11 protein-coding genes are annotated in these 17,348 nt (G+C 32.4%); 4 read left to right on the forward strand and 7 right to left on the reverse strand.

The window, feature by feature from the left end:
* Position 1: 1 nt before the first annotated feature.
* The 7 genes from OD917_RS18315 to dnaK all read right to left on the reverse strand — a co-directional run bounded on the left by OD917_RS18315 (position 2) and on the right by dnaK (position 13,314).
* Complete coding sequence (locus OD917_RS18315) at positions 2–3,031, reverse strand: SusC/RagA family TonB-linked outer membrane protein (protein WP_263524871.1); 3,030 nt, start codon at positions 3,029–3,031, stop codon at positions 2–4.
* Between the two features lie 244 nt (positions 3,032–3,275).
* Positions 3,276–6,020, reverse strand: coding sequence for a LuxR C-terminal-related transcriptional regulator (locus tag OD917_RS18320; RefSeq protein WP_263524872.1), 2,745 nt, complete (start codon positions 6,018–6,020; stop codon positions 3,276–3,278).
* A 117-nt stretch (positions 6,021–6,137) separates the two neighbouring features.
* On the reverse strand, positions 6,138–6,635 hold the full coding sequence (locus tag OD917_RS18325) for a hypothetical protein (protein ID WP_263524873.1): 498 nt from the start codon (positions 6,633–6,635) through the stop codon (positions 6,138–6,140).
* Positions 6,636–6,652: 17 nt separating this feature from the next.
* On the reverse strand, positions 6,653–7,837 hold the full coding sequence (locus tag OD917_RS18330) for an acetate/propionate family kinase (protein WP_263524874.1): 1,185 nt from the start codon (positions 7,835–7,837) through the stop codon (positions 6,653–6,655).
* Between the two features lie 157 nt (positions 7,838–7,994).
* Complete coding sequence (gene pta / locus OD917_RS18335) at positions 7,995–10,088, reverse strand: phosphate acetyltransferase (RefSeq protein ID WP_263524875.1); 2,094 nt, start codon at positions 10,086–10,088, stop codon at positions 7,995–7,997.
* 67 nt (positions 10,089–10,155) lie between these two features.
* Positions 10,156–11,229 carry a magnesium/cobalt transporter CorA gene (gene corA, locus OD917_RS18340; RefSeq protein ID WP_263524876.1) on the reverse strand — a complete coding sequence of 358 codons (1,074 nt, stop codon included), beginning with the start codon at positions 11,227–11,229 and terminating at the stop codon, positions 10,156–10,158.
* A 201-nt stretch (positions 11,230–11,430) separates the two neighbouring features.
* Complete coding sequence (gene dnaK, locus OD917_RS18345; protein ID WP_263524877.1) at positions 11,431–13,314, reverse strand: molecular chaperone DnaK; 1,884 nt, start codon at positions 13,312–13,314, stop codon at positions 11,431–11,433.
* A gap of 257 nt (positions 13,315–13,571) precedes the next feature.
* Here dnaK and OD917_RS18350 point away from each other — a divergent pair, with 257 nt between their 5' ends.
* The 4 genes from OD917_RS18350 to OD917_RS18365 are packed head-to-tail and all read left to right on the forward strand — an operon-like array spanning position 13,572 to position 17,308.
* Complete coding sequence (locus tag OD917_RS18350) at positions 13,572–15,059, forward strand: TlpA family protein disulfide reductase (protein WP_263524878.1); 1,488 nt, start codon at positions 13,572–13,574, stop codon at positions 15,057–15,059.
* A 7-nt stretch (positions 15,060–15,066) separates the two neighbouring features.
* The gene (locus OD917_RS18355; RefSeq protein WP_263524879.1) at positions 15,067–16,368 is read left to right on the forward strand and encodes a Na+/H+ antiporter; all 1,302 of its coding nucleotides are present in this window, start codon (positions 15,067–15,069) and stop codon (positions 16,366–16,368) included.
* Between the two features lie 14 nt (positions 16,369–16,382).
* A complete protein-coding gene (locus OD917_RS18360; protein ID WP_263524880.1) occupies positions 16,383–16,850 on the forward strand; it encodes a hypothetical protein in 468 nt (155 codons plus the stop codon).
* 11 nt (positions 16,851–16,861) lie between these two features.
* Positions 16,862–17,308: a nuclear transport factor 2 family protein gene (locus tag OD917_RS18365; protein ID WP_263524881.1), complete on the forward strand. Its 447-nt coding sequence runs from the start codon at positions 16,862–16,864 to the stop codon at positions 17,306–17,308.
* The last annotated feature ends 40 nt before the right edge of the window (positions 17,309–17,348 follow it).

The following is a 17,348-nucleotide window of genomic DNA, read 5'->3' on the forward strand; positions in this document are numbered from 1 at the left end:
ATTAAAATTTTAAATTAGCACCTATAACGAAAGATCTTAATGTTGGATAAGCATCAAGCTCGATCCCTTGAGTTCCGTAAGGATTACCATCTCCATTTAATTCAGGAGAAAAACCTGAGAATTTTTGAGTAATAAATGGATTAATAGCATTTACATAAAGTCTGCAATAGTTTATAAAACTTGTCTCATTTAAAGGAAGTTTATATCCTAAAGTAATGTTGTTAATTCTAAAGAAATCTCCAGATTCTAAATAATAAGTTGATGCAACTGGAACTTGATTAAATGGTGCTGGATTAGATGCTGTTGTATTTGTTGGTGTCCAGAAATCTGTTGCCAGTGAAGCTTCTATATTTTCTCCAGAAAAACGTTGCGCTTTTTTACCATTGTAAACTTTTGCTCCTCCTGTACCATAACCATCAACAGAGAAATCGATGTTTTTGTAGTTTAATCCTAACGTAACACCATAGTTATTTTTAGGTAAAATAGAACCCGCGTATTTTCTGTCAGTTGCCGCTGCTAATTTATCTTGTGTTACTTTAGCTCCTGATGCGTTATAGTATAACATATCTCCATTATTAGGATCTACACCAGCATACTCATACAAATAGAAACTTCCTAAAGGTTGTCCTACAGATGTTTTATCAAGAATTTTTGTGTTTTGGCCATTACCCAAATTACCTCCAACTAATTGCGAAAGTTCGATATCTTTTAAACTTGCAAGTTCATTTTTGTTATGAGAAAAGTTACCTCCTACCCAATAGCTTAAATTATCAGTAATTTTATCATCCCAACGTAAAGCAACCTCAAAACCTTTATTAGAAACTTCTCCAATGTGAGCAGGGCTTACAAGAGTAATTCCAGAAGTGATATATGGTTTAGTATTTAAAATAACATTGTTTGTATTTTTATTATACCAGTCAAAAGATCCTTTCAATCTACTTTGCAAAAATTCAAAGTCAATACCTGCAGATGTCTCTTCTGTAACCTCCCATGATAAACTTGGATCGATTTGAGAAGAAATTGTAGTTCCTTCATATAAAATTGAACCTCCTAAATAGCTATTTTGACCTGAATTATAAGCTTGATTATTAAGAGGTACATTTTGGTTACCTAATTTACCCCAGCTTCCTCTTAATTTAATTAAATCTACTCCTTTTATATCAGACAAAAAGCTTTCTTTTGTCATAACCCATCCTACACCGAATGATGGGAAAGTTCCCCAACGATAGTCTTTGCTAAAGTTTGAAGATCCGTCACGTCTAACTGTACCTGTGAATAAGTATTTATCCATCAGTTTATATTGGAAACGACCAAAATAAGATGCTAATCTGCTTTCATTATAAACTACATTGTATAAGTTTACTACTGAACCAGCGTAATCTACACCTTTACCATCTGTAGTATTATATAAAGCCCAGTAATTAGAATTTGGGTTTACATTTTTTCTAACTACTGTAAGTGTTTCTCTTGGTCCTTTTACAGAAACCTCCATACCAGCAGTTAACTCAATATCGTGAATATTAGCAAAAACTTTATTGTACGTGAAGTAGTTTGATAAATTCCAGTTAAAATACTGTTCTCTACCTTTTGTCAATAAATTAGTGTTTGAAGTTTCTGGATAATCATCTGCATTACGTTTTGGATCAGCAGCCAACCAGATATTTTTTGTGTCCTCAAAATTATACTGTTTCCAAGTGTAGAATTCACCATTAAATTGAGATGTGAATTTTAAACCATCAAGAATTTCCCAATCTAATTTTAAACCACCTTGCAATGTAACACTTCTTTGTTGCTCATTATAAAAGTTTAACTGAGAAACTGGGTTACCAACATTGTTAAATTGATTTGTTCCCGATATACTTGGAACTCCGCTAGCATCTGCGTAAGATACTCCGTATTGTCCAGTTGGAAAATACACTGGAACAATTGGAGCTTGTTTGTAAGCATTTGTAAATGCACTTAATGGTTTTGGTGCAGAATTAGCTGAAGTAAAGCTGAAATTCTGGTTTATAGTAACTTTCTTAGAAATTTTGTATTCGTTATTATTTCTAAAAGTTGTACGTCCATAGTTTAAACCGTCTAATACTGCTTTTTCTTCATAATTTCCTGCACTAAAAAAATATTTAATGTTTTCTGAAGCTCCAGAAATTGAAACGTTATTTTGAGTATAAGAACCCGTTCTTGTAATTTCATCAAACCAATTTGTATAATAAGGTTGATTTGCCGCAAATGTATTAGTTCCTAATGCTGCATTTGTATATGCTGCATACTGGCTACTATTTGCCATTTTTACTGTTTTAAGTGGTTTTCTAAAACCAGCAAAACTTTCTACCTCAACAGATACTTTATCGCCTTTACCTTTTTTAGTAGTAATTATGATAACCCCATTTGCAGCTCTCGTACCATATATTGCTAATGAAGAGGCGTCTTTAAGAATTTCATAAGAAGTAATATCATTTGTATTAATATTATTGATGTTTTCTGTTGGCATACCATCAACAATATATAGAGGGTTTCTTCCTCCTAATGCAGTTCCTAGCCCTCTAATAACTACAGAAGGTGTACTTCCAGGAACATCCGAAGAAATTACCTGAACACCAGCAGCTTTACCTTGAATAGCCTGAGAAGCATTCATTACTTTTGTTTTGGTAACATCTTCCGCTTTTAATGAAGTAATAGCTGAAGTATTATCAATTTTCTTTCTGGTACCGTAACCAATTACAACCACCTCTTTTAAAGCTGTATCACCAGCTTCTTTTAAAGTGATTGACATACCTGCAGCTGCTGGAACAGAAACTGCGTCGAAACCAAGCATTGAAACTTTTAAAATTTCTCCTGGTTTTGCATTAATGGTGAAATTACCATCGAAGTCAGCATCAGCAGAAGTTCTGGACTCTGGAGCACTAATAATTGCTCCTGGAACTCCCATTCCGCTGCTGTCTACTACTTTTCCTTTAATTGCTTGTGCCTGCCCCATCATATATGTAGGCAGCAACAAGAGTGCTAAAAAGCTAAAAATAAAATTTTTCATACAGTACGTAATCGTTTAAGTTAGTAGAGCCAAATTAAGCAATTACAACGTTGTAGTACATCAAATACCACTACAACATAGCTACATCATTGTGTTAAAAAAAGATGTTAAACTAATGATTATCAACATTATAAATGTTAACTAATTTTCTTTAACATATCATTATGATGTAGTAATGATGTATCGTAATTATGTAAAAAATGATGATGAAAAATATAAAATCTGTAAAAAATAAAATCAAATCTTACAGACTTAATAAAAACTTTGACAGATTTTCGTCTTGTGTGAGGTTTAATTTCTTTCTAAGGCGATATCTATGCAATTCTACACCTCTAAAAGAGATGTTCATCATAGGGGCAATTTCCTTAGAAGAAAGGTTCATTTTAAGATAAACACATAGTTTTATATCCTTTGGAGTTAAGTTTGGATATTTCTTAGAAAGGTTTATAATAAACTCGTTGTGAATTTGATTCAGATTGGTCTCAAATATTTCCCATTCGTGTTTATTTACTTCATTAATCTTAATCGCTTTTTTAATTTCGTTTTTAAGCTTGCCAAAATCTTTTTCTGTTTCTAAAATGCCTTGAATTTTATCAATCATTTCTGTTTGCTTCGCAATAGATAAAGATTTTCCTGCGACCTCCGAAGATTTTGCTTGTAATTCTAATTCTAAAATATGTTTCTCATATTCCTGAATGTTAAGCTCGTTTTCTTTTTTCAATTCCATTTCTAGAATTTCTCGCTGATGCTTTAATTCTTCTCCTTGCAATTTTAGTTTTTGCATATAACGAAGTTTATTCCATTTATAATAGATAAATAGAACCACACCAACAACAAGTAGGTAAAGCAAAATCATCCAGAAAGAGAAATACCAAGGTTCTGCCACTTTAAATTTATAAGAAGAAACTTTGTCATAAGTTGCTCCATCGTGTTTAAATATTTCAACAGAATGATAACCGCTTATTAAATTATTCAAAACAATTAATCCGTCAGAAATTGGGATAAAATCTTTTTCCTTGTCTAGTTTATAAAACAGATTTGGTTTACTTGCTCCGTAAATTCCAGAAATGACATGGATCTTTAATTCTGTATTGAATTTTATTTTCTCTTCATTTGGAATTAAAACATCATTACTAAACGCTTCTATTTCAACTTTTGAATTTTGCTTGTTTTCATATTCAAGCTTAAGCGAAATAAATCCGTCATCTAGATTAAATAAATAATAGTTGTCTTTTTTGAAGATTCTTATATTTTCGTTTATCAGCTTTCCTTTATAATATTTCTCTTGAATTATATTCCAGATAAATTTATTTCCTTGAGCATAAATATGGTATAAGATTCCGTTCTGCAAAACCATAAAATGGTCTTCATCAATAGACACAACATCTGTTACATTCTTGAAACTTGCATTAAACAAGTCATTTTGCTCCAGTTTATTAGCAATTGAATTATAGGTATACCAAGAATTATTAATAAGGAAAAGTATTTCTTTTCTAAACTCAAAAATCTTAATTCCGAAATCATTCTTTATTTTACTTTGCTGAGTGACATTTTCTACTTTTAAAGTATTGTAATTATCATCCAACAAAACACGATACAAACCTCGATAATTGTCGGCAGCCCAAATTTCGTTTTTCTTGTTTTGGGCAACATATTTAATTGGTTTAGCAAGATCTTTTATTATTTTATAATGAGATAAATTCGTAGGATCATCATAAACCAGAATACCACTATATGTCGATTGGAAATAAGTATTATTGATACTGCTTTTAGACATATTCCAACCACCGCTGACACCATTTATCTTGGTCAAAGTATTATTTTCATACGAAAAAGTACCGTCATTGTGGCCAATGATATATTTCCCGTCAATTAGAGAAATATTCCAGCCCTGTCCTTGGGTATTAGGCATCATATTAAATTTTCCCGCACTATATTCAAAAATACCGTGATTAGAAGCAATTAAGTAACCTTTATTAATTGCCGCCACAGCATACACAGAACCTAAGAGCCCTGAATTATCATAAAAGAAAGAAATAGGAGAATTAACCTCAACATGAGCAATTCCGTTATCTAAACCAACCCAGAGATCATTTTCTCTATCCAATCCTATACTCAAAACTGAATTGTTCATTAAAACATTATCGCGTTCGATATTTTTATAGGAATTGTTTTTTAAATCTAAAATGAAAATTCCACGATTTCCAGTTCCAACAATCAGCTTGTCATTTTTGACAAATTTTGCCACATTGATTGTTGCCGATTTTAAAGTTTCATTTATTGGATGTTCCCAGTTTTTTAAACCATTTTTCTCTACAATAAAAACTCCTTTTTTTTGTGTAAATATGTAAGTCTTGTTTTGATATTTCTCTATGGCATGAACAACAGTGTTTTTTAAAATATTCCATCCTTTAGGATTAGCAATATGATTCCCATTCATTTTAAAAATTCCGTCCTGTACAGATGCTACGTATAAATTCTGATCTACGCCAAAACAATACGAGATCAGAAACGGAAACTTAATTTTTTTAATCGTTTTTCCATTATAAATAAAAACATCGTTGAAGGATTGAAAATAAAGTGATCCGTTGAATCGAAAGATCTTCCAGATTTCTTCGTTATCTTTTTCATCAAATAATCTAAGGTTTTTAGTAATCGAAACATAATGCATTGTTCCGTCTTTTCTATACCAATAACCAAATTCTTTATACGAGCCAGAATAGATTTTGTCACCTTCAATCAGAATTGATCGGATAATAGTTTTATTTGGAAGTGTATATTTTTCCCATTTTACGCCGTCGTAACGCAATAAATAATGATTATTAGCAAAATACATGGCATCATCATTTCCTTGTACCACATTCCAGATCTGATTATCGCCCTGATAATCTGATTTACTGTAATTTTCGACAAATGGAAGTAATTCTTGTGCTTGAAGTTGTAAAGCGATGAAAAAGAAGAAAACTGATTTAAAAAGTATCGATTTCAAGATATTCGTTTTTAAATTCAAAGATACTCCAAATATTTAATTTCCGAAAAGCAAAAAAGCTTCCAAATGCAGAAGCTTTTCTTATTATTACCTAAAAATAAAACAGTTAGCAGATATTTAGCCAATTAATCCTATTTTAAAGTCAACATTATCTTTCTCTAATTTTAGAATTAAACTGGAATTAGTTGCCTGTTCAACGTAAAATTCATCGCCTTCATTTATATCATTCCAAAATTTTTCTATAAAACATACATTTCCAACTCTCCATTCATCAAAGATAATCTGATAGATTGTAGAATTATTTTCACTATCATAATGATAGTTCTTGTGTTTCACTTTTATAGTCCCAACATACTTTTGCCTATCTTTCAAATCGTTATATAAATTAGTATCCCTGAGCCAGCCTATAAGAAGAAAAGCATTGATAACAATAACTGCAATTTTAAAAAAACAAAAAGTATCGTTTGAAGTATCACGGCCCGTAGACAAATAAACAATTAAGAGGACAATAAGCGTAAAACCTGATCCCAAAAGCCTAATGACAGAATTAGCTTTAATTCTATTTTTAACCAATATAATATCTTCTTTTGTGAGCGGAATTTTTGTTACTGCCATCTAAATAAATCGGTTTATTAATTTTCTAATAATTGATAAACCTGATTTGCAATTTCGTATTCTTCATCTGTTGGAACAACTAAAACTTTTACAATAGAATTTTCTGAATTGATTTCTCTCAATTCTTTTGAACGAATTTGATTTTTTTCCTTATCAATTTCAATTCCGAAATAATCCATATCGGTGCAAATTAAATTACGCATAAATGAAGAATTTTCTCCAATTCCAGCCGTAAAAACAATTGCATTTAATCCATTTAAAGCTGCGGCATAAGCGCCAATTGTTTTTCTAATTCTATACGCATTCATTTGTAAAGCCAGTTGACAATCTTTGTTTCCTTTCTCTGCTTCTGCTTCAATATCACGTAAATCGCTGTAACCTGTGAGTCCTAGCATACCGCTTTGTTTTAATAAAACGGCGTTCACTTCATCTGGAGTATATCCTAAATTTTTAATCATATAAAATACAACCGACTGGTCAATATCTCCTGCGCGCGTTCCCATTATCAAACCATTTGAAGGAGAAAATCCCATTGAAGTATCAATACATTTTCCGTTTTTAATAGCTGCCATACTGCAACCGTTTCCTAAATGAATGGTAATTATTTTTGAATTATCCTTTAAATAATTAATCGCTTTTTCAGAAACATATTTATGACTTGTTCCATGAAAACCATAAACGCGAACTTTATTTTCTGTTAACAGATAATTCGGAATAGCATATTTATAAGCTACTTCTGGCATTGTTTGGTGAAAAGCCGTATCAAAAACCGCAATTTGCTCGGCCGAACTGAAAATTTCTTCTGCCACATTAATTCCTTCTAAATTAGCAGGATTGTGTAATGGCGCCAATTCAAAAAGCTGTTTAATTTTTGCTTTTACTTTTTCATCAATTTTTACTGTAGCGCTAAAATCGCTTCCGCCATGAACGACACGATGTCCCACCGCCGAAATTTCTGAAGTAGATTTAATAACGCCTTTTTCAGCATCCAAAAGCATATTGGCTACTTTTTGCAAACCTACTTTATGATTCGGAATTGGAAGCGTTTCTTCGCGTGAAGCAACAGCCGTTTTAAAAGTAATATTTGAAGTTTCTAAACCAATTCTATCAATCATACCAGAACAAATTACTTCATTTTCTGGCATTACCATTAATTGATATTTAATTGAAGAACTCCCTGAGTTTATTATAAGTATTTTCATTTTTTATAAAGATTCTAAGATGCTAAGTTTCTAAGGTGATGAGTTTTTTTTACTCAAAGTTTTTTATTTTTTCTATAATCATGAATTCACATTTAAACAAAAGTAATTTTCAAGGCAAAGTATAATTAATAATTTACCATTAACAATTCACAATTATTTACATTCCCTGCGCCTGAATGGCTGTAATGACTACTGTATTGATAATATCATCTACAGTACAGCCACGGCTTAAATCGTTTACAGGCTTGTTTAAACCTTGTAACATTGGACCAATTGCTAAAGCTCCGGTTTCTCTTTGAACCGCTTTATAAGTATTGTTTCCTGTATTTAAATCAGGAAAAATCAACACGCTAGCTTGTCCTGCCACTTCAGAATCAGGCATTTTGCTTTTTCCAACACTTAAATCAACCGCTGCATCGTATTGAATCGGTCCTTCAATTTTTAAATCTGGTCTTTTTTCTTTTACAATGGCTGTTGCAGTTCTTACTTTATCAACCTCATCTCCTTTTCCTGATGATCCAGAAGAATAAGAAAGCATAGCTATTTTGGGTTCAATTCCGAATGCTAAACTTGATTCTGCAGAAGAAATTGCGATTTCTGCCAATTGTTCTGCCGTCGGATTTGGATTGATGGCACAATCTCCAAAAACAGAAACTCTATCTTCTAAGCACATGAAAAATACAGAAGAAACTACAGACGAATTTGGTTTTGTTTTAATGAATTGTAATGCTGGCAAAATAGTATGTTGCGTGGTGTGTGCTGCGCCAGAAACCATTCCGTCAGCGTGGCCTTTGTAAACCATCATCGTTCCAAAATACGAAACATCTTCCATTAAATCTCTTGCCATTGTGATACTTACATTTTTCGCTTTTCTAAGCTCATAGTAAGTATTAGCATAATCTTCATACATTTCAGATTCGATCGGATTTATGATGTTTACTTTAGAAAAATCAAATGTGAGTCCAAGTTCCGCAACTTTGCTTTCAATTTGCTTTTTGTCTCCAATAATAGAAATATCTACCACATCCATATCTAATAATCTTGATGCTGCTGTAATAATTCGGTCATCATTTCCTTCTGGCAATACAATATGTTTTCTATGCTGTTTCGCTCTTTTAACCATATTGTATTGAAACATTTTTGGCGTCATGCCTTCAGGTTGGAAAGTAATTACTCTTTGCGATAAAGCTTCGATTTCGACATACTTTTCAAAAGTATTGATTGATGTTTCAATTTTGTGCGTATTGTTAGCGTAAATCTGTGATTTAATAGAGCCTATTTTATTGGTAATATGATAAGTTCCGCCATCAACAGCAATAATTGGCACAATGGCAGAAAGCCCTTCAATAAGCTTTAAAATGCTTTCTTCTGGAACAATATTTCCAGTCAAGATAATCCCTGAAATAGTTGGATAATTAACCGATTCATTGGCTTGTAAGGCTCCTAAAATAATATCTGAACGATCTCCAGGAGTGATTACCAAAGCGTTGTCATGCAAATGCACTAAATAATTATGCAATTGCATCGCTCCAACACTATAGTGACCAATTTCGTTGTTTAAATAGTTCTCTCCAAATAATACTTTAGCATTCAATTCGTTTACAATTTCCTGCATAGTTGGATTATTCAAACTAGAAACAAGCGGAATTGTGTTGATTAATACGTTTGACGGCAGACTTTTTTGTAAACTATTGGTAACCAATTCGATATTCTCTGGCTGGACTTTATTTGCAAAAACTGATAAAACTTCAACCTCTTTTAATTTGAAAGAATCGTAAACCAAATACAAACTGTCTAAAAGTTCTTCTAAAGTTTTACCAACTCCAGAACCAACAATTATGGTTGGAATTCCAAGGTTTTTAGCTATTAAAACATTCAAATCTAATTCGATCGAAGTTCCTTCTCCGGTAAAGCTTGTTCCTTCAACCAAAACAAAATCGAAACGTTCTTCTAGTTTTTTATACTTTTCAATAATTAAATCGAGAACCTCTCCTATTTTACCTTTATTCTTTTTCTTAATTAATCTGCTTTTAGTAATAGCGTACGCATCATCAAACGCAATATCAAGGTTAAAATAAGACAAAACGGTCTCGATATGATTATCTACCTCACCATCAACAAAATCTTCTATTATAGGTCTAAAATACCCTACTTTGGCTGTTTTACCAATTAAGATACTCATCAAACCGAGCGTGATAATTGATTTACCACTATTATGGTCACTAGTGGCTATATATATTGCTTTACTCATAATTATTTATATTTATTCTAAATAACAAATTTATGTAAAATCACATTCTTCTAAAACAAAACAAACGTTAAAACCATCGTCTTTTCTTAAAATAAATGATTAGGGCTATTACCAGCAAAAACATTACGCCCATTACTACAAAATAGCCATTTTGCATTTTGAGTTCTGGCATATTTTCAAAGTTCATTCCGTACACTCCCACAATAAAAGTAAGCGGAATAAATATTGCTGAAATAATAGTCAGCGTTTTCATGATTTCGTTCATTTTTCTGCTTTGTTCTGAAAAATAAAAGTTAGAAGCACTTTCTAAAGCACTCATATCTGATTCTATTTGATCCAAAAGCTCCAAACTCTTTTGATGCAATCTAATAAAGAAATTGAAAGTGTCTTTCTGAATTAAACCATTATCTTCATCATCGTCTTTTTTCGTTTTCAAATAATAAAGCGAATCTCTAAGCGGTACTATAGAACGTTTTAGAAAATTTAAATTATCTCGGTGATTTTCAATTTTTTCTAAAATAATAGGTTTCGCTTCTTTTTTTGTCAAATTGATTAATTCTTCAATCTTATCTTCTTCGTCTTCCAATGTGATGTAGAAATTCTCCATAACAGCGTCTAAAAGTAAATACAAGAGATAATCTACCTTTTTGGTTCTAACTATTCCCGCATGCGTACGTAAACGCTCTCGAATATGCGTGAAGAAGTCGCTTCGTTTTTCTTGAAAGGAAATTAAAATTCCATCCTTCAAAATAAAGCTTAATTGCTCTACACTAATATTATCTGAATATTCAGAAGGAAGAAGTGATTTTATATTGAAGAACAGAATATCTTGCTGATCCTCTAATTTTGTTCTTTTGGTAGTATTTAAAATATCGGCAAGCAGGAAATCGTCTAATTTGAAATGCGCACCAATCGTTTTAATAAGGTCAATATCATTAAGTCCATGAATATTGAGCCAATTGTTTTTTGTATAATCAAAACAAGAATTTAATGCCAAGACGGTAAACTTATCGTATTCGACAACATCAGCGTCATTATATACAAAAAGCTGCATCTCTGTTTCATGTTCTTTATGCGTGCCAGTATACTCTAAAGTAATGTGTTGCAGCTTGCGCCCTTTCTTGTATTTAATCTTTCTCATTCACGAAAATTTACAATAGTAATATTACGAAAAAGAATTTGAACAGGAAATGACATTTATCAGTTTGTGGAAAACCTAGAGTTAGACGCACTACAGTGCGTCTCTATGTAAAACAATACCCATAAAAAAAACCGAGCCATTTCTGACTCGGTTTTTATATTCAATTGTAAAGACGCACTGCAGTGCTTCTCTACGAGTAAATTATTTTACTTCTTCGAATTCAACGTCTTCAACGTTGTCTCCAGAAGACTGCTCTTGTTGTGGAGCAGCTTGTTGTCCTTCACCACCTTGAGCGTACATTGCTTCTGTAGCTGTTTTCCAAGCTGCATTTACATTGTCTAATCCTTTTTGGATTGCGTCAAGATCTTGAGATTGGTGAGCCATTCTCAATTCAGTTAAAGCATATTCGATAGCTGTTTTTTGATCGTCTGTCAATTTATCTCCTAACTCTTTCAATTGAGATTCAGTTTGGAAGATAGTACTGTCAGCTTCGTTCAATTTCTCAGCTCTTTCTTTTGCAATTCTGTCAGCATCAGCGTTAGCTTCAGCATCTTTTTTCATTTTTTCGATTTCTTCAGCTGTTAATCCAGAAGAAGCTTCGATACGGATATCGTGAGATTTTCCTGTTCCTTTATCAGTTGCAGAAACTTTGATGATACCATTAGCATCGATATCGAAAGTTACTTCGATTTGAGGAACTCCTCTTGGTGCTGGTGGAATACCATCTAAGTGGAAACGACCGATAGTTTTGTTATCAGCTGCCATTGCTCTTTCTCCTTGTAATACGTGGATTTCAACAGATGGTTGAGAATCAGCAGCAGTAGAGAATACTTGAGATTTTTTAGTTGGAATAGTTGTGTTAGACTCGATTAATTTAGTCAATACACCACCCATAGTTTCGATACCTAAAGAAAGAGGCGTTACGTCAAGTAACAATACATCTTTTACATCTCCAGATAAAACTCCACCTTGAATAGCAGCTCCAATAGCCACAACCTCATCAGGGTTAACACCTTTAGAAGCTTTTTTACCGAAGAATTTTTCAACTTCGTCAGCGATTCTTGGCATACGAGTAGAACCTCCTACAAGGATTACTTCGTCGATATCAGATGTAGATAAACCTGCATCTTTTAATGCTTTAGCAACTGGTTCCATAGAACGTTTTACTAATGCATCAGATAATTGCTCAAATTTAGCTCTAGATAATTTTTTCACTAAGTGTTTTGGTCCAGAAGCAGTAGCAGTTACGTAAGGTAAGTTGATTTCTGTTTCAGCAGAAGATGATAATTCAATCTTAGCTTTCTCAGCAGCTTCTTTCAAACGCTGTAATGACATTGGATCTAAACGTAAATCAATACCTTCTTCAGATTTGAATTCGTCAGCTAACCAGTCAATAATAACTTGGTCAAAATCATCACCACCTAAGTGAGTATCACCATTTGTAGATAATACTTCAAATACACCGTCTCCTAATTCAAGAACAGAGATATCAAAAGTACCTCCACCTAAATCGTAAACAGCAATTTTTTGATCATTTCCTTTTTTATCTAATCCGTAAGCAAGTGCAGCAGCAGTTGGCTCGTTGATGATACGCATAACTTTAAGACCAGCGATTTCACCAGCTTCTTTTGTAGCTTGACGCTGAGCATCATTAAAGTAAGCAGGAACCGTAATAACTGCCTCAGTTACTGTTTGACCTAAATAGTCTTCAGCAGTTTTTTTCATTTTTTGAAGTGTCATTGCAGACAATTCTTGAGCAGTGTATAAACGACCGTCAATATCCACACGTGGAGTATTGTTGTCACCTTTTACAACACTGTAAGGAACTCTTTTTGCCTCATCTTGAGTTTCAGCAAAAGTGTGTCCCATAAAACGTTTAATAGAAGCAATCGTTTTTGTAGGATTCGTTACTGCTTGTCTTTTTGCAGGATCACCTACTTTAATTTCTCCACCTTCAACAAAAGCGATGATAGATGGTGTAGTTCTTTTTCCTTCTGCGTTAGGGATAACAACTGCTTCGTTACCTTCCATTACAGAAACACAAGAGTTCGTCGTACCTAAGTCAATTCCGATTATTTTACCCATTTTTTATATATTTAATTTTTGATTTAATTTTATAACTCAGGTGGCATAAGTCAATCTTTGTGCCAATATAAAAAACCAAATAAAATTGTCAGTTTTCATATTGGCACAGTAAAAATCATCTGACAACATGACATTTTTCAAGACTGACAGATATGGCAAACCACTATTTTTCATGTCATTATTAGCAGAAGTATCATTCTTTTATCACAAAATAATCTATATTTGAAATAAGCAAAACCTGATTAAAACGTAAAAAAATGAAGTTAACTCAGTTTATTTTAATACTACTGTTCTCATCCTTAGCTATTGGTCAGGGAAAAAAGAACGAAATAAAAATTACAGGAAAAATCACAGGAAAAATTCCAGATATCATTGAATATACTTTACCAATTCACGGAATCGATTATTTCGGATTTACAGATTCTGCTCAAATCGATTCGTATGGCAATTTTCAAATCACTATTTCTTTAGAAAAAACTTCTTTTATTGATTTATCAAACAGTTACCAATCTTACGGAACTTTAATTGTAGAGCCTGGCATGACTTATAAAGTCAACATCAATACTGAAGCTTCTGAGAATAAATTTATTGTAGAATCTCCAAACCAAAAAGGCCAGATACTTTACAACCAGATTCCAAATCGAAGCATGATTGTAGGCGGTCATTTTGAATTGGAAACAAAAAAATATACACAAGACAGTGTTCCATCAGAAATAAAACAAAAAATAGAACAGAGCAAAGAAGCTGAAATAGCGGGGTTTAAAAAGCTTCTGAAAGAAAAAGTAATCTCCAAAGATTTTTACAATCTCGTAGAAACAGATCGAGATTATTTTTATAAAGGAATACAAGGAGGTCTCGCTTTTATTAATTATTTGCTTGTGGCACAAAATAAAAATAAACTTTCCAAGGAACAATTTAGCGAAATGTGGAAAGAGATTTTCCAATCAAATCCAGTTACAAATTCTAAACTTTTAAGTTCGCCGTGGTTTTATTTTTATATCGAAAATTATCTGCGTTACAACGAATTAATACTTGAAAAAATAGACACGAAAATATTAGCTGAATTTCAGAAAAAAGGTCAGATCCATACTCATAACATAGACAACGCAAAAAAATATTTATCTGGACTTCAGCTAGAATATTATTTCGCCGCTTATGTTTATTATGAAGCGATAAATAATAATTACGAAAAAGAACTGATTACGCTTTTTGAGCAATTCAAAAAAGAATATCCTTTTAGTCCATACACACACTTTTTAGAGCCTGTAATTATGCCAATTATTGCTTTTCATAAAAAACAAGCAGAACCATTAAATGAAAAAATTAATTTTATAGCTAATTCTTCCAGTCTTAATACTATAAATGATGTTTTAAAAAGTTTGAATGGAAAACAATATTATGTTGACATTTGGGCAACATGGTGTAGTCCGTGTAAAGCCGAATTTAAAGACAATGCTAAACTTTATGAATTATTAAAATCGAAAAACATTACATTGGTTTATATTTCTATTGACAAAGAAAGCAGAGAAAAGCAATGGAAAGAAATGATTCATTTTTATAATTTAGAAGGGTATCATATCAGAGTAAATGAAAAATTAGATGCCAATTTAAGAAGCTTATACGGCAATCAGTCTATGGGAATTCCCTGGCATTTTTTGATTGATGAAAACGGAAATATTGTAAAGAAAAATGTCAGCGGACCTTCTGAAATTGAAAATTTAGAAAAACAATTGAGTAATAATTAATGCCCGAATGGAGAACTACACAATCATCATTTTTATATTAGCCATCGTTATTGGTTTATCTGCATTCGCAGAAAAGTCAAAACTACCTTATCCTATTCTTTTAGTTATTGTGGGAGTCCTCATTGGTTTTGTTCCAACAATGCGAGAAATCGAAATCAATCCAGAAATTATTTTCTTGATATTTCTTCCGCCATTGTTATATGACGCTTCTTTCAATATTTCACCCAAACATTTTAAAACAAATCTTAGCACTATTAGTACATTGGCAATTCCGCTTGTATTCCTTACTACATTTTGGATTGCAGTTGTTTCTCACTACATGATTCCAGGCATGACATGGCCTTTGGCTTTTGTTCTAGGCGCCATTCTTTCTGCCACAGACGCTGTTGCAGCTGTAAACATTACAAAGGGTCTTGGTTTGCCTGAAAAAACACTTACAATATTAGAAGGCGAAAGTCTTATAAATGACGCCTCTGCCCTTGTTGCTTATCGTTTCGCAGTTGCGACCGCAATGGGTTCTGCTTTTATTATTTGGAAAGCGGCTCTAAACTTTGCTTTATTGCTTGGAGGAGGTTTTTTGGTTGGTTTTGTAATGAGTAAAATCCTTGCTTTTATTCTTGGAAAAGTTCGCAAAAACATAAATGTAACTGTGAGCTTTATGCTTTTAATGCCATTTGTAACCTATCTAGTTGCAGAACACTTACATGTTTCTGGAGTGATTGCAGTTGTTATTCTAGGTTTAGCAATGGCACGTTTAAGCAATAAAATCTTTCCTGAAAATTTAAAAAACAATTCGAAAAGCCTTTGGGATGTTATTATTTTTTTACTCAACGGATTGATTTTTATCTTAATCGGACTCAATTTTCGATATATTTTAAAAGACATCGACGATGGTATGATTTTACCCTATATTGGTTATGCCGTTATCATTACAATCGTTGCATTATTAACTAGAATGACAAGAGTATTTTTTCAAAAGAAAAACTTGCAAAAAGCCTTTCTAAACAACAAAAAAGGAAAACGAAAAGTCAGCGAGCACGCGCTACTCGATTTTGGCAATAGCCTAATTATAAGCTGGTCTGGCATGCGTGGCATTGTATCATTGGCAATCGCAATCGGGCTTCCTAAATTTCTAGAAGACGGAACTCCTTTTCCTCATCGAAATGCTATTATTTTTATTTCGGTCGCAGTGGTATTATTGACTTTAATTGGACAAGGATTAACACTGCCGTGGATTGTCAAAAAAATAAAAGAAATAGAAGAAAAAAAACAGATAAACCAAGAAATTCCCAAAACAAATAATAACTAATTAAAACCAAAAACATGGAACAAGAATTAAAAGGTCAATTTGATGAATTTGAAAAACCAGACGTAATAAGACGCAAATTACTTCCATGGTGGATAAAAGTTTTCTGTTGGATTTTTATGTTAATGGGTATAGCTGCCATTGGATCTCTAATTACAAATCTTTTTGTTCCAAATGTAAACTTATCTCTTTACGGATTCTCTAGCGATACCGCTTATTCAGGAACAGGACTTTTTATTATCGCCGTCATGTTTCTAAAAGCTTTTGCAGCATTTTCTCTTTGGTTCGAAAAACCAAATGCAATTATGATTGCTAAAATAGATGCCATCGTGGGTATTGCAATATGCATTGCTTCCTTGTTTATACTTCCTTTCAGTGCCGGAAAAGACCATTTTTCTTTTAGATTAGAAATTTTACTTCTAATTCCTTACTATATGAAAGTAAACAAAATAGAATACGAATGGGATAACCTTGAAACTATTTAAACCCAAAACACATGAAAAACATTTTAATTATTCTCGCACTCTCAATTAGCTTAATTTCTTGCAATAAAACAGCAAAAGCAGCATCAGAAAACGAAAAACTTATAAGACAGTATTTTGATCTTTTCAATAAACATCAATGGAAGGAAATGTCGGATATGTACATTGAAAATGCTGAATTTAAAGATCCGACTTTTGGAATTGGCGTTAGAAGACAATCTAAGCAGGAAATTATAGAAAAATATGCTGGACTTGGAGCTTATTTTCCTAATATTCAAGATAAAATATTGCAGATTTATCCTTCAGGCGAAAAGAACATTATTGTCGAATTTATTTCTACGGGAACTGGAATTGATAAATCAAAATTCACTTTACAAATCTGTACAATTTTCACTATCGAAAATGGAAAAATCACCCAAGATTTTACTTATTACGATAATTTTGAAAAAACAGGAGAATAATTGATTTACAAAAATAAACGTAACTTTATCATACCGCATT

It is taken from the genome of Flavobacterium sp. SH_e (assembly GCF_025717045.1).
Lineage (GTDB): Bacteria > Bacteroidota > Bacteroidia > Flavobacteriales > Flavobacteriaceae > Flavobacterium.